This window comes from Streptomyces sp. NPDC026301, assembly GCF_055567935.1.
On sequence record NZ_JBVHPN010000001.1, the window covers coordinates 47,489 to 68,161 of the forward strand.

Consider the following 20,673-nt stretch of genomic DNA (forward strand, 5'->3'; position numbering starts at 1 on the left):
GACTGACCAGGCGTTCGGCCCCCAGGAGACGACCACGCATGTGCGACGAATCGATCCATCAGCAGTTGACGCCGGTCCTCCTCGACCTCGCCGACGCCGCTCCACGCGACCTCGAAAACGGTGGCGTACTGCGGCGGCTGACCGATCACAGTCTGCGGCTGCCGGGCGTCGAGGCGACGGCGGTCATCTCCGTGGACGAGCGGAACAAGAACACTCCGACGGTGGCCGCCGCCTCGCACCACGCATCCGGTCAACTGGCGCGGGCACAACTGGAGCTCGACGAAGGCCCCGGCCTCGAAGCCCTCCGCACCGGACGCCGGCTCGCCGACCTCCCCCTCGACCGGCCGAGCTTCCGTTCCCGATGGCCGCGCTTCGTCCCCCGGTCCCTGTCCGAGGGCTTCACCGGCATCACCGTCATCCCCCTCTGCCACGAACACCGGGCGATTGCCGCGCTTCAACTGCACCACCAGCATTGCCACGACCACGCGTTGTCCAGTGAATCCGTCCGCGCAGCACAGGCCATGAGCGACGCGGCAGTGATAGGGGTGGCTCATCAGATGCAGCAGCGGTACGTCGACCAGTTGCAATCGGCCCTGACATCGCGGATCGCCATCGAGCAGGCGAAGGGAATGCTCGCGGAACGCTTCGAGTGGACCACGGACGAGGCGTTCGCACTGCTCCGCTCCTACGCGCGCAGCCACAACACCCGCCTGAACGACCTCGTCCGCTCGGTCATCGACGGCCCGGCCACCGATGGCCCGTTCCGGCGCGCATCACCTCAATAGCCGGTTCGCCCACTCCCCACGCCCCATCGACTGCACCGAGCGCCCTCTGTCTAACGGTCTAACGGTCTAACGGTGAAAGGTCGTGGTCGCGTCGAGGGGAGCCCGGCCGGTTGTGAGGTGGTTGACCGGCGCGGCAGCGTCGGCGTAACCGAAGGAGACCCCGACGAGCAACTTCCCGTCGTCAACGCCGAGTTCGCCACGAACGGTATCGGCGTAGAAACTCAGCAGCCCCTGCGGGCAGCTGTCGATGCCGTACGCGGTCATCGCCAGCAGCAGCGTCTGCGTGTAGATGCCGACGTCCGCGGCCAGCCGCGCCCCGGCATCACCGGTCGCGAAGAGGAAGGCGACGTGCGGGGCGCCGTAGAAGCGCAGGCTCTCGGCGTCATAGGCCGCGCGGGCCGCGTGGTCGTCCCGGCCGATGCCCAGCGCACCGTAGAGCTCGCCGCCGAACGCGGCGCGGCGGCGCTGCTGTGCCGTCGAGTACATGTCGTCGTGGTAGGGGAAGTCGACCGTGGTGCGCTGCTCGGCGTGGGCCGCCTGGAGCGCGTCGGCGAGCCGGTCCCGCCGCGCCCCGCTCACCACCTCCACACGCCAGGGCTGCGCGTTCGAGTTGGACGGCGCGGCGCCGGCGAGCGCGAAGACCGCGCGCAAGGTCTCCTCGGGCACCGGGTCGGGCAGGAAGGCGCGGGTCGCGCGGCGGCCGCGGATCAACTTCTCGGCGTGGCCGGCCAGGTCGGTGGGCCGGGGCGGGCTGGTCGGATTCATGGGCGCTCCTCAAGGAATCACTTAGCAGTTACCACTTAGCGCTTGGCGCTTAGCACTTGGCACTTGGCACTTAGGTACACGGAAGCGTGTACCTAAGCCTGACCGTAACAGTGACTCACGCCTGAAGTAAACGCTCGCGTATACTTTCGATCCATGAGTACGACGACCACGAAGACCCAGCGCCGGGGGCGCGGCGGGCGGGAACGGATTCTGGCCGCTGCCGCCCTGCTGTTCGCGCGCCAGGGGATCAACACGACCGGTATGGAGCAGGTCGCGGAGGCGGCGCCCGTGTCCAAACGGACGCTCTACGCGCACTTCCCGACCAAGAGCGACCTGGTGATCGCGTACTTGCGGGAGCTGGCCGCATCGGGCCAGACGCTGGAGAGCGTGCTCACACGCGAGGAGCTCGACCCGCGCGACCGCATTCTCCGGCTGTTCGAGCTTCCGGCGCCGGACGCGGCCCCGGTGCGCGGGTGCCCGTTCATCGATGCCGCGGTCGAGTTCCCGGATCCGCTGAGCGAGATCCACACGTACGCGCGCGAGCAGAAGCTGCTGATGGCGCAGCTCGTCACCGAGCTGGCGGCGGAACTGGGCGCCGCCGAACCCGCCGCGCTCGCCGAGCAGTTGGTCACCCTCGCCGACGGCGCGGCCAGCCGCGCGATGGTGCTGGATCAGCCGGATTACGGTCGGCACGCGCGCGCGGCCGCGGAAATCCTGCTCGACCGGGCGACGCGTCACTGAACTCCGCTGCACTCGCCGACCCTGCGGGGGCTGGACTGCCGCCCGCCGCCTGGGCACCGCCCCTCACGAGGCAGCCCAGCGCGGTGGCGGCCGCCACGGCCCCGGCGGCGAGCAGCAGGACGCGGTGGTCCACGAGGGCGACCAGGCCGGCGCCGAGGGCCAGGGCAAGGGCGTTGGGTGCGAAGAGGAGGGTGTTGGCGGTGGCCGCCACCCGGCCCAGCAGCGCGTGCGGCGTCTCGCGCTGGACGGCGGTCATGGCCGCGATCAGTACGCAGGGCAGGCCGGCGCCGATCATCGCACTGGCGAGCAGCGCGACGGGCACGGAGGGTACGACGCGCAGGGCGACACCCAGCGCGAACAGCATGATCCCCGCTGCGGCGAAGCTCCGCTCGGGCATCCGCCGCAACAGGGCACCGGCGCACAGCCCGATGAGAACGGAGCCGGTGCCTTGCACCGCGTAGAGCACCCCGGCGAAGGCCGGCGGGCGATGGAGGCCGGCGTCGACCACGGCATACACCGCGGCCCCGTTCAGCCCCGCCATGCCCATCGTCGCGGCCCCGGCCAGTACGAGGCGCCGCAGGTCCGGGTGCCGGCGCAGATGCCGGACACCCTCGGCGGTCCGGGCCGTCCACCTCGGGGCCTCGGCCGGGTCGGCCGGGTCGGTCGGGACGGTCGGGACGGCCGCGTCGGTCGGGACGGTCGGATCGGTCGTGACGGTCGGGACGGTCGGGACGGTCCGGCGGGGCGGGGTTTCGGATACGCGTATCAGCGTGAAGGCCGCGGCGGCCAGCGCGAACGTGGCCGCGTCCAGCAGGGCCACGGCCGCGCCCCCGAACTGTACGAACAGGCCCGCCCCCAGAAGCGGCGCGACCAGTTTCATGCCTTCGTTGACCGTCATCCGCAGGCCGTTGAAGTCGCCACGCAGCGCCTCCGGTACGGCAGTTGCCACCAGTGCGGCCTCCGCGGCGTCCAGCAGTACGGAGCTGACGCCGTACACCGTCAGCACCACGAACAGGATCCAGATCTCCCCGCCGGAGCGGACAGCGAGCAGGGGCAGCGGCATCACGGCCATGCCGAGGTTGGTCCAGATCAGCAACGGCCGCCGGCGCGTCCGGTCGGCCACCGTGCCGATCAGCGGGCCGAACAGGATCGGCGCCCATACGCAGAAGGTCGTCAGCGCCGCCAAACTGTCCGATCCCGTAAGCGACTTGGCCCATACGCCCGCAGCCAGCGCCATGGCCGAGCTGCCGAAGCCCGAGACCACCACACCGCTCAGGTAGAACACCACGTTGCGGTCACGCAGAACGCGCCGTCCGCCCCAGCCCGTCCCCATCCCCCGTGCCCCCATTCCCCGTGCCTCCTTCCACCACCGCCGCCGCGACACTACGCCGCCCGGGCTGCCGCGCGGTCAACCGGATGAGGTGATGTGCACACGTACCGGCGAGTTTGGTGCCCCGTTCGAGTTACAGGCGTTTTCTGCACATGGCGACGGAGATGCTCCGTGCGGGCATTCCCTCACATCAGGAGATAAACATGAGCATCCGTCGCGCAGTCGTCGCCACCACCCTGGCCGCCGCCGCTGTCCTGGGAGGAGCAGGCGTCGCAGCGGCCGACTCCGGCGCGTCAGGCGCCGCAGCGAACTCGCCCGGTGTCATCTCCGGCAACACCATCCAGGTCCCCATCCACGTTCCGGTCAACCTCTGCGGCAACAGCATCGACATCATCGGGCTGCTCAACCCCGCCTTCGGCAACACCTGCGTGAACGACTGACCCGTCGCGACCCGTCACGCCGTCAACGGCCGGTCTCCGGCCGGACGCCCCGCCATCTCCCCCTTGTGGCGGGGCGTTTCGCATGTCCGCACGGGCACGAAGTACACCCACCCCTGCCGAAACGCCGAGCCGTCGAGAAACCCGGCGCAGCACCCTTGTGAAGCGATGCGTCGCCACTCTTCAAAGGGCAACCGCCATGGCTCTGCCGCTCCCCCGCCGCGACAAGGGAGCAGACCGCCGCCCCGACCCCGTAAACAACGACACGCACTGAACTCACCGTTGCGCGGCGGGCGCCTCGGGCCGTCGAGGCGTCTGCGTGCGGTACGAATGGCCGAGTTCCGGGCCGAGGCCGAAGTAGTGGCGGAAGTTGTAGATGAGGGGGCTCCAGGCCGCGGGGTCGATGTGGTCGGTGCCGGGGACGACGAGCCGGGGGTCCGCGTGCACCTTCCGCACGGCGGCCTCGACGAGGACAAATTCCCCGGACACGTCCGGCTGCACCCGTTCGGCGCGGGCCTCCAGCTGGAGGGGGCATTCGGTGACGCGAGGCGGCCGGACGAGGTGGGACGGCTCACTGTGCAGGCCGGCCGCGCCGAACTTGTCCGGCTCGAAGCGGCAGCCGTGCGCCTTGGTCGGGGGCACCGGATTCCGGCCGGTCAGCGGCGCCAGCCGCTCCACGGCAGGCCAGAGCGCGGGGTCCGGCAGGTTGATCACGAGGTCGGGCCGCGTGCCGAGGTTGCGCGCGGTCTGCCCGTCGCGGCCGAGACCGAGTACCACTGTCTGCCCGAGCGCCCATGCGGAGGACATCGGGGCGAGGTTGAACGACCCGTCCTGATTCTCGGTCGACAGCAGGACCACGGGCGTCCCGAAGTACAAGACGCTGGGCTCGATGGCTATCGGGGCGGCGGGTCGCCCCACGTCCAAGGTGTCATTCACAACGTTCACAACGTTCGTGGCGTTCGTTGCGTTCATGGCGTTCATGGCGTTCATCGCGTGCATGATCGGGAGCCTAGGAACCGGATACTTCGGCGGGCGCCGAACTGTCACCGGGGATAATCGAGCACATGAACACTCAGCGCGAGCGCGTACGTGAGGCAGGCCCGGACCTGGCTTCAGTGGCCAGGCTCCTGGCCGATGGCACGCGTGCGGGCTTCTGCCTCGCGCTGCTCGACGGGAGGGCGTGGACGGCCGCCGAACTGGCCCGCCACCTGGGCGTGGCGGCCTCGACCGCGACCGAGCACCTCAACGCGCTCGTACGCGGCAATCTGCTTGCCGAGGAACGGCAGGGGCGCCACCGGTACGTGCGGCTGGCCGATCCCCAGGTCGCCGAGTTGATCGAGAGCCTCGCCGCGATGGCACCCGGCCGCGTCCAGCCGCCGCCCCGTTCGTTGTCGGCGGCCAGCCGCCGCCAGGCCCTCGCCCACGCCCGTACGTGCTACGACCACCTCGCCGGGGCCGTGGGGGTCGCCATCACCGACGCGATGACCGAGCGGGGGCTGCTGGACTGGCAGCACGGATTGCAGCTCACCGGCGACGGAGCGGCCTGGCTGGGAGTACTCGGCATCACCGTCCCGAACGGCACGCGCCGGCCGTCGGTGCGCTCGTGCCTGGACTGGACCGAACGCCGCCCGCATCTGGCAGGCGCCGTCGGAGCGGCCCTCTGCCGCCACGCGTTCGACGCCGGCTGGATCACCCGCATCGGCACCACACGCGCCGTAGCGGTGACGCCCACCGGCCGCCGCGCCCTCCACGACCACCTCGCCCTGCCCGACACCGTCCTCGCACAGAAATAGGCTCGCGGGCGCCCATGACCGGTCACACCTTGGCCGGTCACACCTTGGCCGATCACGCCATGACCGATCACGCCGTGACCGCCGTGCGGTGGAGGTGTTCCAGGGCGTCGAGGACGATGGTGCGGTGGTGCCAGGCGAGCCAGCGGCCGGCCTGGTCGCCGATCCGGTCCAGGGCGCGGGCCTGGGCCGGGACGAGGAGTTGCTGGGGGCGGTCGTGGTGGGTGGAGACCATGCCGAGGCAGACCCCGTTCGCGGTGGTCAGCGGCGTACTGTGCGCGGCGCGGCTGCCGGCTTGGAGGATCTTGTAACGGGCCTCGTCGGTGAAGACCGGGTCGGTGGCGACGTCGGTCACGGTGACCCGCGTGACGTTGCGCGCGGCCAGCGCGCACGACGTGCCTTCCTTGCCCACGAGGTCGAAGTAGTCGACGAACTCCTCGTTCAGGCCGTGGTGTTCCTCGATGCGCAGGCCGCCGGCGTGGCGGTCGGCGAGCTGTACATTGCCCATCGGGGTGTCCGAGATCGTCAGGGACTGGTGCAGGACCGCGGAGATCACCGCACTGCGGTTGGTGGCCTCGCCGTTCACCTGCGGCAGCGCCGGGAGCTCCGGCGGGCGGGTCCGGATGCGGTCGGGGAACCAACGGGCGCTGCCGCTCTTGGGCCGGGGCGCGTTGAGGACCGCGGCGGCCAGGGCCCGGAGCTTGACGTTGTGCTGCTGCGAGGCGTTGCGCAATAGGGCGAACGCCGCCTGTCCGTCGGGCAGCCGGTAGCGCTCCTGCAGTACTCCCTGTGCCTGCGCGATCATGGGATGCGTACGGACCTTCGCCTGGAGGTCCCGTACCTTGCCGCGCAGGCGCTCGATCTCCTGCTCGGAACTCTCGTCGCGCGTCGCAGCGAGGAGGTCGGGAGCGGGGGCGGGGGCGCAGGCCACGGCTGCCCGTACGGCCGCCTCCGGCAGATCCGGGACGCAGGCGGTGATGAGGTCGTGCGCGGTCGGCAGCACGACGAGGCGGGCGGCGGCGGTCCCATTGGCGGCGTCGGCGGCCCCGTTGGCGGCCGTCAGGGCCCGGGTGACCTCCTCGGAGGGGGCGGCCAGCAGGAGGCGGATGCCCCGGCGGTCCAGTTCCGCCGCACACGCGGCCAGGCCGCGCGCCGCGGCGACCGACACCTCCCGTACCGCCGACAGGTCGACCGCGACCGCCCGCGGCTGCCCGGTGGTCTCGAGGATCGCCGCGAGGAGCGGATGGTCGGCGGAGTCCAGGACCCCCTCGACGCCGAGCATCCGCAGCCATCCGGCCGCAGCGGGTAACCGAACTATGTCGGTGCGGATTTCCCGTGCTGCTCCGCTGTCCATACCGCCTCGCATGCCGCTTCTCATACCGCCTCCGTATCCGGTCGTTGTCGTCCTCGGCGTCACTGTCCTTCACCGGCGTGGTGTCAACCACCAAGCGGCCAGGCGCACTTACGTCACACTATGACGGTCGCGCAACAGGTTCACACAGAGGGTTCACGAGGTAGCGGCGGGTTGGGTTTGACGACCACCGCTACTGCATCCGTCGCAGCAGGGACTACCTCGATAAGACCTTCGCCGCGTACGGACTCAGCCCGCCCGAGTGGCTCCACTCCGTTCGAATGCCCCCGGAAGCCGATGAGCCCATCACAACGGGCGGACCGTCACCTCATAGAACATCCGCCCAGCAACTACCCATAACGGCACCTCTTGTGGCTCTGTTCTTAGAGCACCAGTACCCCTCGCGCACCCATCCGGAGGACACCATGACTCTTACTCCCGTCCCTGCCTCTGCCTCCATCAGAATCGAACGGGTCAACCTCGCCGCGCCGGCCGCCGCGGCGACAGTGCGGCGCCGTGTTGACGTCTGGAGGCACTACCCATCACGTCTCGAAACGACGTGGTCAGCATGAGCGAACGAGCAGACGAGGCCCACGTCAGCAAGACCCCCACTGCCCCTCGGGCCGAGATGCGGTACGTGGATCTGACCGGCAGCCGAGAGGCGGCCGGCAAATCGATCCGGCTGCTCGACATGGCCAAGCGGCTGCCGCAGTTGGTACGCCGGTCGCTCGCGCTCGCCTGGCAGGTGGACCGGGCCGCGACGGTCGGCCTCCTGCTGTGCCAGGCGGTCGCAGGAGTCATGCAGGCGATGGGGCTGGTCGCGATCAGCGGCACACTGACCGCACTGCTGGCGAGCGGCGACGTCTACCACCGGCTCCTGGAGGCGTGGCCGTCCGTGGCACTGCTGGCCGGCACGTCCGGCGTACGGGCACTGCTGGGCATCACCGTCACCTGGCTCTCCTCCCGACTGGGTCCGCTGATGTCGCGGGAAGCCGAGCAGATGCTGCTCACGGGCTGCGCCGAGGTGGAGCTGTGCGCCTACGACGAACCCGATTTCAACCGCGACCGTGAGGCCGCCGACCGGGGCGCGCAAGTCACCGGAGATCTGGTCGACGAGGGCCAGGACCTGATCGCCTCGGCCGCCTCGTTCCTCGCCGGGTCGGTGGTACTGGCCGGGGTGCACCCGATGCTGCTGCCCCTGCTGGTGGCGGCCAGCCTCCCGCAGGCCGTGGCCCAGGTCAGCGCCGCACGGGTGCGCTACCTGGCGAATCTGCGCAGCAACGGCGACAACCGGATGCTGGCGGTACTGCGCTGGCACATCTACACCAAGGAGGCCGCCGACCAGATCCGCGCCGGCACCATGGCCGGGTTCCTGTCCGGCCGGTACCGGCAGACCGTCGCCCGGATCAACCGCGAGGACAGGGCCGCCGCCGACCAGGGAGCCCGCATGTCCCTGGTCGGCGCTCTGTGCGGGGGCCTGGGCTCGGCGATCGTGTGGGCGGCGGTGGTCTGGCTGCTGGCAACCGGCCGGATCAGCGTCGGGCACGCGGGTACGGCGGTCTTCGCCCTGCAAACGGTGGGCCAGTCGGTACGTGGCCTGGTGAGCGTAGGGGCTCGTGCTGTGCGTACGGGGCTGTACATGGACGACTGGAACGGGTTCCTGGACAAGGCCGGGGGCTTCCGGATGCGACGCGGCACGCACCAGCCCCAACCGCCGAAGAACATCGAGGTCAAGTCGGTCTCCCACCGCTACGCCGGAAAGGACCGCAACGCGCTCACCGACGTCTCGCTCACGTTGCGTCGGGGTGAGGTCGTGGCGTTGGTCGGCTTCAACGGGTCGGGCAAGTCGACGTTGTCGAAGCTGATCAGCGGCCTGTACCTGCCCACCGAGGGACAGGTGCTGTGGGACGGGACCGCCATCGGCGATGCCGACCCGGAGGCACTGTGGAAGCAAGTGGCCCTGGTGCCGCAGGACTACGCGCACTGGCCGCTGACAGTGCGCGAGAACATCACTCTCGGGCAGCCCACTTCGCGGGGAGACGCGGCGGTGCGGGAGGCGTGCGAGGCCGCCGGCGCTGACGAGGTCGTCGACAGGCTCGGGGCCGGTCTGGACACACTGCTGGCCCGCGAATGGCTCAACGGGGAGGAACTGAGCGGTGGGCAGTGGCAACGCATCGCCCTCGGGCGGGCTTTCTTCCGCGATGCGGGGCTGCTGGTGCTCGACGAGCCGACGGCGAATCTGGATCCCCGGGCCGAATACCGCATCTTCCAGCGGCTGCGCGACCTGGCCGAGGATCGGGCGGTGCTGCTGGTGACCCACCGCATCACCAACGTCGCCGTCGCCGACCGGATCGTGGTCCTCGACGACGGCCGGATCGCCCAGGAGGGCACCTACCAGGAGTTGGCCCAACAACCAGGACTCTTCCAACAGTTGCTCTCCTACCAGGTCACTTCGGGGGCGCCCCAGAGCGAGTAACGGTTCCCGGAGCGAGTAACGGTTCCCGGAGCTGCGACGAGTCCCGGAGCGGTAGCGGGCAGGCGAGTGTGAGCGTGAGTGTGAGCGCCTGACCGTATCTCCTTCCGGCAGGCGCTCTACTACCAATCCGCGACCGCCCGCGTACGCCTTATCGGGAATTCGCCCGGAAGTGGCCTTCCGGCTTCCTACGATGCGCTGCACCAAGCCAATCAGGCCGATGGCCGATGCATGCCGGCATCACGCCGTTGGGCCCTGCGGCCCTCGTCGTCGCAGGGCCGCCCCCAGGAGGAGGCTGCATGACGCCATATGACTTGACCGGGCGAACGGCGCTGGTGACGGGCGGTGCGCAGGGGCTGGGAGCCGGTATGGCCGAGGCGCTGGCCCGGGCCGGTGCGGCTGTCATGATCGGCGATGTGCGGAAGGAGGCGGGCGGGGAGACCGCAGCGTCACTGCGCGAGTCCGGTGCCACGGTCGACTTCGTCCCCCTCGATGTGACCGAGGACGCGAGCTGGGAGTCGGCCGTCGGGCGGACCGTCGCCGAGCTCGGTGGCCTGGACATCGTCGTCAACAACGCCGGAGTGCTGGCCTCGGGGCTGATCGCCGACCTCGACCGGGAGGCCGTCCGCGAGATGCTGGACGTGAACGTCCTCGGGGTCGCGCTCGGCATCAAGCATGCCTTCCGGGCCATGCGCCCCGGCGGTCCGGCCGGGGGCGGCGGCGCGGTCGTCAATGTCTCGTCGGTGGCCGCGACGATCCCCTTCCCCGGCATCGGGGGCTATGCGGCGACCAAGTCCGGAGTCGACCGGCTGACGCGGGTGGCCGCGCTGGAGTCCGGCAAGCTCGATTACGGCGTACGGGTCAACTGCGTCTACCCGGGCCTGGTGCCCACCGCGATGGGCACCCAGCTCGCGCAGGACATGATGGATCTGGGCCTGTGGCCCAGCGCGGAAGCGGCCGTCGGCGATGTCATCGGGCGCACCCCGCTCGGTCGGCTCGGTGAGGTCGCCGACATGGCCGATGCGGTGGTCTTCCTCGCCTCCGACGCGGCCCGGTTCGTCACCGGCGCGGGCCTTCCGGTCGACGGCGGCCTGGGAATGTAAAGGAACACACGGACGGCCAAGAGGCGTATGAGCGGTCGGCGCGGAATGGGGGTCGGCTGTCCGTTCGGGTCAGTGGAGGCGTGATTCTCGGACATCGGTGCACCGGCGACGGAGAATCCGAACATGGAAACGGACTCGGGCTGTTGTTTCATGTCCTCGTACGAAAAAAGGCACCGACCCCACCCGTCCTGTGCCCTAGGATCCGGGCGACACATCGGCTGATAGAGCTGGCATGGCGATGAAAGCTCCTCGGGACTGTTCCTGGCATTTCCCCGCAGCGGCATGTGTGGGTGTCGCAGCCATTCTTTTCACGCTCGCACGCGAAGCCTCCGGCGCCGTGCCGGCCGGTGTCTGTATGACACTGGTGGCGGCGCTGGCAGCTGTTTCCATGGTGATCATCCGCCGCCAGGGACGGCGCCTCAGAGCGCTGCGGTCGGTGGCGGAAGCGGTCCAGCGGGAGATGCTGCGGCCGCTGCCGGGCCGGATCGGAGGACTGCGCACCGAGGTCCGCTACGAGGCCGCCCAGGCCGGGGCGCTCGTCGGTGGGGATGTCTACGACGCCGTTCACACACCCTTCGGCGTACGGCTGTTCATCGGCGACGCGATGGGCAAGGGCCTGTCGGCGGTGGGGACCGCCATGGACACCCTCGGCGCCTTCCGCAACATGGCCCAGCACGAAAAGCGGTTGTCCGCGCTGGCCCAGCGCATGGACACGGTCCTCGCCCGCCGGGACGGCGGCGTGGACTTCGTCACCGGCCTGTTCATCGAGGCCGCCGAGGGGCGGGAAAGCGTCGAGCTGGTCTGCTGCGGCCACCCGCCACCGCTGCTGTTGCGCGCCGGTCGCGCCACCTTCGTGGACGTTCTCCCGCCGTCGCCGCCGCTCGGCCTTTTCGGCCTCCAGGACGACTGGTGCCGGGCGAGCACTGTACCGCTGGCCGACAATGACCGGCTGCTGCTCTACACGGATGGCGTCACCGAAGCCCGCGACGCCAGAGGGGTCTTCTACCCTCTCGCGGAGCGGGCGGCGGTCCTGTACGACGACGATCCCGGAACCTTCCTCGACGCCCTCACCGACGACCTCATTCATTACTCGATGGGCAAACTGGGCGACGATGCCGCGCTTCTACTCATCGACTTCGGAGAAGTTCGGGCACGTGCGCGCCAAGCCCGGACCGAAATGCGCCAATCGCTTCGGGAGAGTCCGACGAGGCCGATACGGTAGCGACCAACGGGCATGCCATGGCCGTGTCCGTCCTTGGAAAAGCCTTCCCTATCACTGAGACGTCCATATCGCTGAGGCACCCATGTAGCTGAGGCATTCATATAGCTGAGATGAGGCGGCTGTGGTTGGCGGTCTGCCTACGGAAAAGTCGGGCTTCATCGGCCGCAACCGTGAACTCGCCGTGCTGGCGCGGGCGTTGACGCAAGCCGGTCTGGTGACACTGACCGGGATCGGCGGTGTCGGCAAGTCCCGCACCGCGCTGCGCGCCGCCGCCGAGAGCGCGGACGGCTTCCGCGATGGCGCCTGGCTCGTCGAGCTCTCCGGGCTGCAGGACAGCGAGTTGCTGGTGCACGCGGTCGCCACGGTACTGCGCCCCACCGACCATACGACCCGGCCCCTGGAGGAGGTGCTGGCCGACCACCTCAGTACCAAGCACCTGCTGCTCGTCCTCGACACCTGCGAACACCTCGTAGACGCCTGTGCGAACCTCGCGGACCTGCTCCTGCGCGCCGCCCCCCGGCTGCACCTTCTCGTCACCAGTCGGCAGCCCCTCGGCATCCCCGGCGAACAGACCTATCCCATCGAACCGTTGCCCGTCGCGGACGACGCGGTGGCCCTGTTCGCGCAGCGCGCCCTCGCCGCGTGCCCCGGCTTCACCCTGACCGGCCGCAACAGGACGATCGTGGAGCGGATCTGTGCGCGGCTCGACGGCATTCCGCTCGCCATCGAACTGGCAGCCGGGCGGCTGCGAACCGAAACCCTCGCGGACCTCCTCGACCGCCTGGACGACCGCTTCCAGTTCCTCGTCGACGAGAAAGCCGCCGACGCCCCGGCCGGACCGCGTCGCAGCGGCTTCCGTCACGACACACTGCGCACGGCGATCGGCTGGAGCCATGAACTGTGCCGCCCGCACGAGCGGTTGCTGTGGGCCCGGCTCTCCGTATTCATCGGGGACTTCTCCCGCGCGGCCGTGGAGCACGTATGCACCGACGACACCCTGGAGAAGGCGGAGATCGGCGATCTGCTCACCGGGCTGGCCGAGAAATCGCTCCTGGTCCGGGAGGAAGGACCGGACGGCGAGCGGTTCCATCAGCTCGATACCGTACGTGCGTACGGCGCCGAGTGGCTGCGCCGCCTCGGCGAGGAGCTGCCCCAGCGCGCCCGCCACCTCGACTGGTGCCAGGCCTTCGCCGAGCAGGGGGAACGGGACTGGTTCGGCCCCGGCCAGGCCGCCGTCTTCCGCGCCACCCGGCGCGAGCACGCGCAGCTCTTCGCCGCCCTCGACTTCGCGCTGTCCACCCCGGGCCGCGAGCAGGCCGGTCTGCGGCTCGCCGGGACACTCTGGTTCTACTGGGTCGGCTGCGGTCTGCTCGGCGACGGCCGCTACTGGCTCGACCGTGCCCGCGCCCTCGCGCCCGACCCCACCCGCGAGCGGCTCAAGGTGCTCTGGGTCGGCGGGTACGTCGCCATCCTCCAAGGCGACTCGGAGGAGGCCACGGCCATGCTCACCGAATGCCGGTCACAGGCGCTGCGTACCGGCGACGACGCCGCGTACGCGTACGCCACCCACCGGCTCGGCTGCGCCGCCCTGATGCGTGACGAACACCGCGCGGCTCAGGCCTTCTTCGAGTCCTCGCTCGCCCGCTATGCCGAACTCGACGAAGTCAACAGCAATGTGATGATGGCTCAGATCGAGCTCGGCATGGCGCTCGCCTTCCAGGGCGACCTGGAGACCGCCGTCGGCCTCTGCACGGACGCCCGCTCCGTCTGCGAGGCACACGGCGAGCGCTGGGCCAAGGCATACGCCCTCTACGTCCTGTCCTACGCGGCCTGGACCGCGGGCCGGCACAACGAGGCCGCGAAGCTGGCGAAGGAGTGCCTGACCATCAATTACGAGTTCCGCGACCTGGTCGGCGTGGTCCTGCCCATCGAACTCATCGCGCTGTTCCGCGCCTCCAGCGGCCAGAGCCTCCCGGCCGCCACGCTGCACGGCGCGGCCCGGCGCATCTGGCGAAAGGTCGGACTGCCGCTCTTCGGATCCGCGTACTTCAACGCCCCGCACGAGGCGGCCGTCGCCCTCACCCGCAAGGCCCTGGGCGACGACCAGTACGCAGCCGCCGTGGAACACGGCATCCGGCTCCCGCTGGACGAGGCGGTCGCCAGGGCACTGGCCGAGGTGGACCAACTGCTTGTCCGAGGCCTCGTCTAGGTGTGGGTGAGGGCCTTCTGAACGCGAGGGGCTTGGGGCTCAGTCCTTCAGCGCGGTGGCGATGCTGTCGGCGATGGGGGTCGTCGGGCGGCCGATCAGGCGGCTCAGGTCGCCGCTGCCGCCCTGGAGCAGGCCGCGTCGGATGGCCGAGGTGTCGACGTCGACGAGGATTTCGGCCATCGCGTCCGGTACGCCCGCGCCCGCGAGTACGGCCTTGAGGTCCTCGGCGGGCAGGTCGGTGTACGCGACCTCCTTGCCGGACTGGCGGGACAGCTCGGCCGCGTACTCCGCCAGGGTCCAGGCGTCGTCTCCGCTGAGCTCGTACGTGGCGTTGTCGTGGCCCTCGGTGGTCAGCACCACGGCCGCGGCGGCCGCGTAGTCGGCGCGGGCGGCGGAGCCGACACGGCCGTCACCGGCGCTGCCCACCACCCCGTGTTCGAGCTGGGTGGGGATCTGGGCGGTGTAGTTCTCGTTGTACCAGCCGTTGCGGAGGAAGGTGTAGGTCAGCCCGGAGTCGAGGATCGCCTGCTCCGTGACCTTGTGCTCGTCCGCGAGCCGGAAGTCGGCCGTGGGGCCGCCCAGCACGCCGGTGTACGCGAGCCGTGCCACGCCTGCCGCCTTCGCCGCGTCGATGACGGCGGTGTGCTGGGCGGTGCGCTGCCCGACCTCGCTGCCGGAGATCAAGAGGACGACGTCGCCCGGCCGGAAGGCCCCCGCCAGCGTCTCCGGCTTGCCGTAGTCGGCCACGCGGATCTCGACGCCGCGCGCCGCGATGGAGGACGCCTTCGCCCGGTCGCGTACCACTGCGGCGACCTGCTCGGCGGGCACCCTGGCCAGCAGCTCCTCGATGACGAGGCGGCCCAGCTGCCCGGTGGCTCCGGTGACGACGATGCGCATCTCGATTACTCCCGTACTCGTTGATCACGTGTCCTGGACACTCACCGTACGGGCGGTACTTTCTCTGGGTAAGTACGCACTTTCAAGTAAGCTAAGGGCATGGGTGTAAGTGAAGAGGTCGCAGCCCTGCAGGGCAGGGCACCGGACGTCAATGTCGCGCACTGTCCCTCGCGGCCGATCCTTGAGCACGTCACCAGCCGCTGGGGCGTGCTCGTGCTCGCCGCGCTGCTCGACGGCACGCACCGGTTCAGCGAGCTGCGCCGCATCGTCGGCGGAGTGAGCGAGAAGATGCTCGCCCAGACCCTGCAGACGCTGGAGCGCGACGGACTCGTACACCGCGAGGCGTACCCGGTGATCCCGCCGCGTGTCGACTACTCCCTCACCCCACTCGGTGTGGAGGCCGCCCACCAGGTGTCGGCGCTGGCCCGCTGGGTCGAGAAGCGGGTGCCGGACGTACTGGCCGCACGCGCGGCCTACGACGAGACCAAGAACGCCAAGGCCGGGCCCCGGCCATAACAGCCGACACAGCGGGCCCCGGCTCGACGCTACCGGTCTTGCTCGGCCTCATCAGTCGCGATCAGTCGCGCGGCGGGGAGGCATGATCGCCGGCTTTGCCGGGGCCGCCGTCTTGCCAGGGTGGAGGTACGTCCTGGGTCGGCTTGTCCGTGGGCGACGGGTCGGCAGGCGGCGTTGCGGTCGTCCCGGGAGGTTCGGGCGTAGGCGATGAAGGCCGGGGGGCGGCCGAGGAAGGCCGGGAGGTGGCCGGGTTGTCCGGTGCGGGCGGCGGAGGCGATGCGGGCGGCGCGGTACGCGTGGGCTTGTCAGTGGGGGGCGGGGCCAGGGCAGCCGGCGGCGCGGGATCGGCAGGCGTCGGGCGCACGGAGACAGAGGCCGTGCGGGAGCTCGGTGAGGGAGCCGGCCTCTTCTCGGTCGCCTGCCTCTTCTCGGTCGCCGCCTGCTTCGCGGGGGCGGCGCCGCTACCCGTACCCCCGCCGCCGCCCGTGCCCCCGCCCTCGCTCCGCGGAGGTGCTTCCGGACCCTGGGACACCGCACCGTGCCGGGGCGTCGGCTGGTCACTGCCGGTGAGGCCGAGGCCGGCCGCCACCGCCGCGCAGGCGACCGCGACCACCGCGACGCCCGCGGCCACTCCGGCCGGTCCGGCCTGCTTCACGTCCCCGCGGAGCAGGTGCCGTACGGAGCGGATCACACTGCCGCCCACGTGCCCGCCGGCGCCGGAATGGGCCGCCCCGGCCCCGGCGCCCGCCGCGCCCAGCAGCGGCAGCAGGAACTTGGCGCCGCCGCCGGCCACCAGCGCCAGCAGGGCGGGCCCGGTGAGCGCGGGCAGCCGGTGGTTGGCCTCGGTGAGCTGTGCGACTCGCGCACGGCAGTCGGCACAGCCGTCGACATGCTCGTGCAGCCCCTCGGCCTGCTTCGGGGTCGCCTCTCCCCGGACGAACGCGGGCATCCGGTCCCAGTGCGCGGAGCACTTCGCCTCGTCGGGCTGCCCCGGCAGGGCGCGCAGGAACGCCTGCCGCATGCCTTCCCGTGCCCGGTGCAGCAGCACGGCCGTCGCGTTCCTGCCCGCGCCGATGGCTTCACCGACGGTCTCCAGCGGCTGCCCCTCGGCCTCCGAGAGCCACAGGGCGGTCACCCAGCGCTCCGGCAGCTGGTCCAGTACCTGCGAGAGCAGCCCGACGTAGGCGACGCGCTGCTGCGGGTCACCGCCGCCGGGCCGGTCGGCCTGCTGCGGCCACTCGTGCTCGCTGCCGGGGTCCTGCGGTACCTCGCGGGCCTCGGCGGCGCCGACGGTGGCGGCGAGATGCTTGATCGTGGTGCGCAGGTACGCCGGTACGTTGTCGATGCGGGCGCCGGACCGGATGCGCCGCCAGACCCGGAAGTGGGCCTCGGCCACCAGGTCCTCGGCGAGCCAGGCGTTGGAGGCGAGCGTGCGAGCGTACGCGACGAGCCGCGCGTGTTCCTTCTCGTACACATGGGCGTAGGCGGTCGCGGCAGCCTCGGCGGACTCCTCGGCCCCGGTGCTGAGGGATGCCTCGGTGCCGGGCCCGGTGGTCTCTCCAGGCCCCGCTTCCGTTTCCCTCTCCGTCGCCGTCTTCGTACGGGGCGGCGCGGCCGACGCGAGGGTGTCTTCGGCGGCGTCGGGCATGGCGGCGTACTCCTCGTGCGGATCCGGCTCGACGTACGTGCGCGCGTACTGGCGCCGTTCGGCAGTACGCGCGCGCACGTGCCGACGGCGGCAGGACAGCGGTCGCAAGTCAGCGTAGAGAGCGCAGGCCGCACGGGCAACGCGCGTGGTGAAGCCCTGGTGTTCCGACCACAGTGACTCGCCGAACAATCCGGCCGGCGGGCAGGTTTCAGCGCTCCGGATGACGTGGCGGGTCGGGGCGTGAGCGCTTGCCGGTCAGGAGCGTTCTGAGCCGGGCGAGGAGCCGGAAGCCACGCGGGCGAGCGGTCCGGGGTCGGGCTTCGTCTGTTCGGGCCGGCTCGGCGTAAGGGCTGGTGAGGTGGTGGAGCGCGTCGTCCAGGGCGAGCCGATCGGCTTCGCGGCCGCGGGGCACGACCTGGTAGGTGCTGGTCAGCCAGGGGCGCAGCCGGTCGGCGGAGGCTTCCAGCAGGGCATGCCCGTCCACGCCGGCCAGGGCTATGCACACGATGTGGTGACCGGCCCGGCAGGCGGGCCAGATCCTGACGTCCGCGCATCCGGCCGGCCAATGGATGCCTTCGGCCAGCAGATCCCGGGCGAACCACCACGTCATCGGACGCTGCGGGGTGATGTGGACCGTCATGCCGACCGCCACGGGGTCACGGGTGTCGTAGATGAACTCCGCCGGCACCGGAACCCGCTGCTCCGGGGAGATCACCAGGTCCATCAGCACCTCACGCCGCATCACTGTCTGCCGCATCACACACTCCACTGCGCCTGCTCGATTTGCGTACTCCTCGCCGCCGGGAGGGCGGCTGTACCGAACAGACCGGGGTGAGCCTGTGTTCATTACGCAACGTCCCCATGGCATACGTCACACGGGTCGGCGTGCGTCACACGGGTTGGCGCGGCACCGGTGCGGTGCGGTCGCGAAAGACACGATCCAGGTCGCCCACGGCTCCACTCGTGCGTTGCCCGGCGCAGGAGCAGCATGGAGGAGACGGCTCTCGTCGCACAGGGCCCTGGGCACCGCCGGGGAGGGAGGCGGGATGGTTGCAGACGGATCGCTCGCGCAGGAGGGGCCGGACCACCAGGAGTGGCCGGTGCCGCCGGGCGAGCTGCTCGACCTGCTCAGCGTCTCGGCGGTCGTCCTGGACAGCAGTGGGCGGATCGTGTTCTGGAGCCCGCAGGCCGGCGAGGTGTTCGGTTACACCGCTGAGGAGGCGCTGGGCCGGTACGCGGCCCGGCTGCTGGTCCGCGACGAGCACCGTGAGCAGGTGATGCGGCTGTTTGCCGAGGTGCTGGGCGGCGAGGCGGGCTGGGCGGGTGCGTTCCCCATCCGGCACAAGGACGGCAGTACGCGGCTGGTGGAGTTCCGCAACATGCGGCTGCTGGACGACCTCGGCGACGTCTACGTTCTGGGCATCGCCGCGGACCGGACCACGTTGCAACGGGTGGAGACCAAGCTGGCGCTGTCCGAGCACCTCGTGTCGCAGGCGCCCGTCGGCGTCGCACTGCTGGACACCGATCTGCGGTATCTCCTGACCAACCCCGCGCTGGAACGCATCAACGGCATCCCCGCCGCCGACCACCTCGGCCGTCGCCCCCATGACATCCTGCCGCTCCTCGACGCCTGCACCATCGAATCCGCACTGCGGCAGGTCCTGCGCACCGGCACGCCACTGATCGACCAGTGCGTCGTGGGCCGCACCATGGCCGACCCGGACACCGACCATGCCTGGTCGGTGTCGTACTACCGCATCGAGGGCCCCGGCGGGCGGGCGATCGGTGTGGCGAACACGGTCGTGGACGTCAGCGAACGTCACCGGGCGGCGGCCGAGGCGGAGCGGGCCCGGCGCCGACTGGCCCTGATCGCCGACGCCTCCGCGCAGGTCGGGACGACGCTGAAGGTGGAGCAGACCGCACGGGAACTGGCGCAGGTCGCGGTCCCCGAGCTGGCGGACGTCGCGGCGGTGGACGTCCTCGACGCTGTCCTGGCCTGCCGCCGCACCACCGGTTCCCACGAGGGACCGGAGGTGTTCCGTGCGCTCGCGGTGGCCGCTGCCTACCCCACTGCTGCCACCGCCGCCATGGACGCGGTCGGCGAGGTCGCCGCGTACGGCACGGACCGCCTGGTCACCCAGTGCGTTCACACCGGCAAGCCGCTCCTGGTGGCCCATGCGCAGCGAGACGATCTGCTGCGGATCGCCCGCGACCCCGAGGCCGCGGCCGCCTTGGCCCGCGCCGGTGTCCACTCCTACCTCGCGGTGCCGTTGATCGCCCACAACGAGGTCATCGGCGCGTTCGACCTTCTGCGCGCCCGCAATCCGCTCCCGTTCGCCGAAGACGACGTGATCCTCGCCGGGGAACTGGCTTCGCGGGCAGCCGTGGCCATCGACAACGCCCGCTGGCACGAGAGCGTGCGCAACTCCGCCGAAACCCTTCAGCGCAGCCTGCTGCCCAGCCACCCTCCCCATCTCACCGGCCTGGAGGTCGCCTCCCGCTACCAGCCCGCGCAGGCCTCCAGCGAGATCGGCGGCGACTGGTACGACGTCATCCCCCTGACCGGTGACAAGACCGCCCTGGTGGTCGGTGACGTGATGGGCAACGGCATCGACGCCGCCGCGACCATGGGACGGCTGCGCACCGCCACACGTGCCTACGCCGACCTCAACCTGCCCCCGCACGAGGTCCTCCAGCATCTCGACAAGATCACCTGCGGGCTGGAGCATTACATCGCCACCTGCCTGTACGCCGTCTACGACCCGCACCGCGCCGAGTGTCACATCGCAAACGCCGGTCACCTGCCGCCCGTCCGTATGCCCGGCCGGCAGCCCCCCGAACTGGTCGACCTGCCTGCTGGTGCGCCGCTCGGAGTCGGCGGAGAACACTTCCGCACCATCGCCTTCGCACTCAGCCCCGGTGACCGGCTCGTCCTGTACACCGACGGCCTCGTCGAGACGCGCCACCACCCCATCGACGAGCGCCTGGACACCCTCCTGCACGCCCTCGACCAACAGCACCGGCCGCTGGAGGCAACCTGCGAGTGGCTCCTGGACACGCTGCGGCAACCCGACGACCACGACGACGTCGCCCTCCTGATCGCACAAGCCCAACCGCTCGCCCATGACCACACGCACGCTCCATGACAACGACCACACGCACGCTCCATGACAACGACTGCACGCACGCTCCGTGACGACGGCCTCAAGGGTCGCGCGTCGCGTCGGAATGCTGCCACCGCCTTGGGGCAAGTGACCGAACAGGCCGGGCTCTCCGCCGCGATCTGCTAAACCTGGCTGAGGGCGCGCCGCTGCATGCCCTCGCCGGGCCCAGGCGCTCCGTTGTGCCGGTCTGTGCCTCGCTGGCACAGGCCGGTGATCAGTTCGGACATACACCTCTGCTCACC

Annotated in this window: 17 protein-coding genes; 10 read left to right on the forward strand and 7 right to left on the reverse strand. The window is 70.7% G+C overall.

What is annotated here, in order from left to right:
• Positions 1–38: 38 nt before the first annotated feature.
• Positions 39–785 (forward strand): GAF and ANTAR domain-containing protein, encoded by a 747-nt coding sequence (locus ACZ4MH_RS00220; RefSeq protein WP_351595422.1) that lies wholly within the window; start codon positions 39–41, stop codon positions 783–785.
• Between the two features lie 66 nt (positions 786–851).
• Here ACZ4MH_RS00220 and ACZ4MH_RS00225 read toward each other — a convergent pair whose 3' ends face one another.
• The gene (locus ACZ4MH_RS00225) at positions 852–1,550 is read right to left on the reverse strand and encodes a nitroreductase (RefSeq protein ID WP_351595419.1); all 699 of its coding nucleotides are present in this window, start codon (positions 1,548–1,550) and stop codon (positions 852–854) included.
• 153 nt (positions 1,551–1,703) lie between these two features.
• Here ACZ4MH_RS00225 and ACZ4MH_RS00230 point away from each other — a divergent pair, with 153 nt between their 5' ends.
• On the forward strand, positions 1,704–2,291 hold the full coding sequence (locus ACZ4MH_RS00230; RefSeq protein ID WP_351595416.1) for a TetR/AcrR family transcriptional regulator: 588 nt from the start codon (positions 1,704–1,706) through the stop codon (positions 2,289–2,291).
• Here ACZ4MH_RS00230 and ACZ4MH_RS00235 read toward each other — a convergent pair.
• Complete coding sequence (locus tag ACZ4MH_RS00235) at positions 2,179–3,639, reverse strand: MFS transporter (RefSeq protein WP_351595413.1); 1,461 nt, start codon at positions 3,637–3,639, stop codon at positions 2,179–2,181. The genes ACZ4MH_RS00230 and ACZ4MH_RS00235 overlap by 113 nt on opposite strands.
• A 185-nt stretch (positions 3,640–3,824) precedes the next feature.
• On the opposite strand from ACZ4MH_RS00235, the gene ACZ4MH_RS00240 reads away from it, so the two are divergent.
• Entirely contained in the window at positions 3,825–4,061 is a 237-nt protein-coding gene (locus ACZ4MH_RS00240) for a chaplin (protein ID WP_351595410.1), read from the forward strand.
• A gap of 273 nt (positions 4,062–4,334) precedes the next feature.
• On the opposite strand, the gene ACZ4MH_RS00245 is transcribed toward ACZ4MH_RS00240, so the two are convergent.
• A complete protein-coding gene (locus tag ACZ4MH_RS00245) occupies positions 4,335–5,057 on the reverse strand; it encodes a flavin reductase family protein (RefSeq protein WP_351595407.1) in 723 nt (240 codons plus the stop codon).
• A 65-nt stretch (positions 5,058–5,122) separates the two neighbouring features.
• Between ACZ4MH_RS00245 and ACZ4MH_RS00250 the strand changes: the two genes are divergently transcribed.
• Positions 5,123–5,851, forward strand: a complete 729-nt coding sequence (locus tag ACZ4MH_RS00250; protein WP_351595405.1) for an ArsR/SmtB family transcription factor — start codon at positions 5,123–5,125, stop codon at positions 5,849–5,851.
• A 67-nt stretch (positions 5,852–5,918) separates the two neighbouring features.
• Here the strand turns inward: ACZ4MH_RS00250 and ACZ4MH_RS00255 are convergent, their stop codons facing one another.
• On the reverse strand, positions 5,919–7,202 hold the full coding sequence (locus ACZ4MH_RS00255) for an ANTAR domain-containing protein (protein ID WP_351595402.1): 1,284 nt from the start codon (positions 7,200–7,202) through the stop codon (positions 5,919–5,921).
• A gap of 625 nt (positions 7,203–7,827) precedes the next feature.
• Between ACZ4MH_RS00255 and ACZ4MH_RS00260 the strand changes: the two genes are divergently transcribed.
• From ACZ4MH_RS00260 to ACZ4MH_RS00275, 4 genes are all read left to right on the forward strand, one after another.
• Positions 7,828–9,675 carry an ABC transporter ATP-binding protein gene (locus tag ACZ4MH_RS00260; protein ID WP_351595439.1) on the forward strand — a complete coding sequence of 616 codons (1,848 nt, stop codon included), beginning with the start codon at positions 7,828–7,830 and terminating at the stop codon, positions 9,673–9,675.
• 296 nt (positions 9,676–9,971) lie between these two features.
• On the forward strand, positions 9,972–10,775 hold the full coding sequence (locus tag ACZ4MH_RS00265; RefSeq protein ID WP_351595399.1) for an SDR family NAD(P)-dependent oxidoreductase: 804 nt from the start codon (positions 9,972–9,974) through the stop codon (positions 10,773–10,775).
• 232 nt (positions 10,776–11,007) lie between these two features.
• A complete protein-coding gene (locus tag ACZ4MH_RS00270) occupies positions 11,008–11,997 on the forward strand; it encodes a PP2C family protein-serine/threonine phosphatase (RefSeq protein ID WP_351595396.1) in 990 nt (329 codons plus the stop codon).
• A 214-nt stretch (positions 11,998–12,211) separates the two neighbouring features.
• Positions 12,212–14,206, forward strand: a complete 1,995-nt coding sequence (locus ACZ4MH_RS00275; RefSeq protein WP_351595393.1) for an ATP-binding protein — start codon at positions 12,212–12,214, stop codon at positions 14,204–14,206.
• Between the two features lie 39 nt (positions 14,207–14,245).
• Here ACZ4MH_RS00275 and ACZ4MH_RS00280 read toward each other — a convergent pair whose 3' ends face one another.
• Positions 14,246–15,103 (reverse strand): SDR family oxidoreductase, encoded by an 858-nt coding sequence (locus ACZ4MH_RS00280; protein ID WP_351595391.1) that lies wholly within the window; start codon positions 15,101–15,103, stop codon positions 14,246–14,248.
• A 99-nt stretch (positions 15,104–15,202) separates the two neighbouring features.
• Here ACZ4MH_RS00280 and ACZ4MH_RS00285 point away from each other — a divergent pair, with 99 nt between their 5' ends.
• Positions 15,203–15,619 (forward strand): winged helix-turn-helix transcriptional regulator, encoded by a 417-nt coding sequence (locus ACZ4MH_RS00285; RefSeq protein WP_351595388.1) that lies wholly within the window; start codon positions 15,203–15,205, stop codon positions 15,617–15,619.
• A 61-nt stretch (positions 15,620–15,680) separates the two neighbouring features.
• On the opposite strand, the gene ACZ4MH_RS00290 is transcribed toward ACZ4MH_RS00285, so the two are convergent.
• Entirely contained in the window at positions 15,681–17,345 is a 1,665-nt protein-coding gene (locus ACZ4MH_RS00290) for a sigma factor (protein WP_351595385.1), read from the reverse strand.
• A gap of 130 nt (positions 17,346–17,475) precedes the next feature.
• Positions 17,476–18,024 (reverse strand): SsgA family sporulation/cell division regulator, encoded by a 549-nt coding sequence (locus tag ACZ4MH_RS00295; protein WP_351595382.1) that lies wholly within the window; start codon positions 18,022–18,024, stop codon positions 17,476–17,478.
• A gap of 289 nt (positions 18,025–18,313) precedes the next feature.
• Between ACZ4MH_RS00295 and ACZ4MH_RS00300 the strand changes: the two genes are divergently transcribed.
• The gene (locus ACZ4MH_RS00300) at positions 18,314–20,413 is read left to right on the forward strand and encodes a SpoIIE family protein phosphatase (protein WP_351595379.1); all 2,100 of its coding nucleotides are present in this window, start codon (positions 18,314–18,316) and stop codon (positions 20,411–20,413) included.
• Positions 20,414–20,673 lie beyond the last annotated feature (260 nt).

What these genes read in the sequence shown, in the direction of transcription:
- ACZ4MH_RS00220 (WP_351595422.1), top strand. Translation starts at nt 39, where the DNA reads ATGTGCGACGAATCGATCCATCAGCAGTTGACGCCGGTCCTCCTCGAC.
- ACZ4MH_RS00225 (WP_351595419.1), bottom strand. Translation starts at nt 1,550, where the DNA reads ATGAATCCGACCAGCCCGCCCCGGCCCACCGACCTGGCCGGCCACGCC.
- ACZ4MH_RS00230 (WP_351595416.1), top strand. Translation starts at nt 1,704, where the DNA reads ATGAGTACGACGACCACGAAGACCCAGCGCCGGGGGCGCGGCGGGCGG.
- ACZ4MH_RS00235 (WP_351595413.1), bottom strand. Translation starts at nt 3,639, where the DNA reads ATGGGGGCACGGGGGATGGGGACGGGCTGGGGCGGACGGCGCGTTCTG.
- ACZ4MH_RS00240 (WP_351595410.1), top strand. Translation starts at nt 3,825, where the DNA reads ATGAGCATCCGTCGCGCAGTCGTCGCCACCACCCTGGCCGCCGCCGCT.
- ACZ4MH_RS00245 (WP_351595407.1), bottom strand. Translation starts at nt 5,057, where the DNA reads ATGCACGCGATGAACGCCATGAACGCCATGAACGCAACGAACGCCACG.
- ACZ4MH_RS00250 (WP_351595405.1), top strand. Translation starts at nt 5,123, where the DNA reads ATGAACACTCAGCGCGAGCGCGTACGTGAGGCAGGCCCGGACCTGGCT.
- ACZ4MH_RS00255 (WP_351595402.1), bottom strand. Translation starts at nt 7,202, where the DNA reads ATGGACAGCGGAGCAGCACGGGAAATCCGCACCGACATAGTTCGGTTA.
- ACZ4MH_RS00260 (WP_351595439.1), top strand. Translation starts at nt 7,828, where the DNA reads ATGCGGTACGTGGATCTGACCGGCAGCCGAGAGGCGGCCGGCAAATCG.
- ACZ4MH_RS00265 (WP_351595399.1), top strand. Translation starts at nt 9,972, where the DNA reads ATGACGCCATATGACTTGACCGGGCGAACGGCGCTGGTGACGGGCGGT.
- ACZ4MH_RS00270 (WP_351595396.1), top strand. Translation starts at nt 11,008, where the DNA reads ATGGCGATGAAAGCTCCTCGGGACTGTTCCTGGCATTTCCCCGCAGCG.
- ACZ4MH_RS00280 (WP_351595391.1), bottom strand. Translation starts at nt 15,103, where the DNA reads ATGCGCATCGTCGTCACCGGAGCCACCGGGCAGCTGGGCCGCCTCGTC.
- ACZ4MH_RS00285 (WP_351595388.1), top strand. Translation starts at nt 15,203, where the DNA reads ATGGGTGTAAGTGAAGAGGTCGCAGCCCTGCAGGGCAGGGCACCGGAC.
- ACZ4MH_RS00295 (WP_351595382.1), bottom strand. Translation starts at nt 18,024, where the DNA reads ATGCGGCAGACAGTGATGCGGCGTGAGGTGCTGATGGACCTGGTGATC.
- ACZ4MH_RS00300 (WP_351595379.1), top strand. Translation starts at nt 18,314, where the DNA reads ATGGTTGCAGACGGATCGCTCGCGCAGGAGGGGCCGGACCACCAGGAG.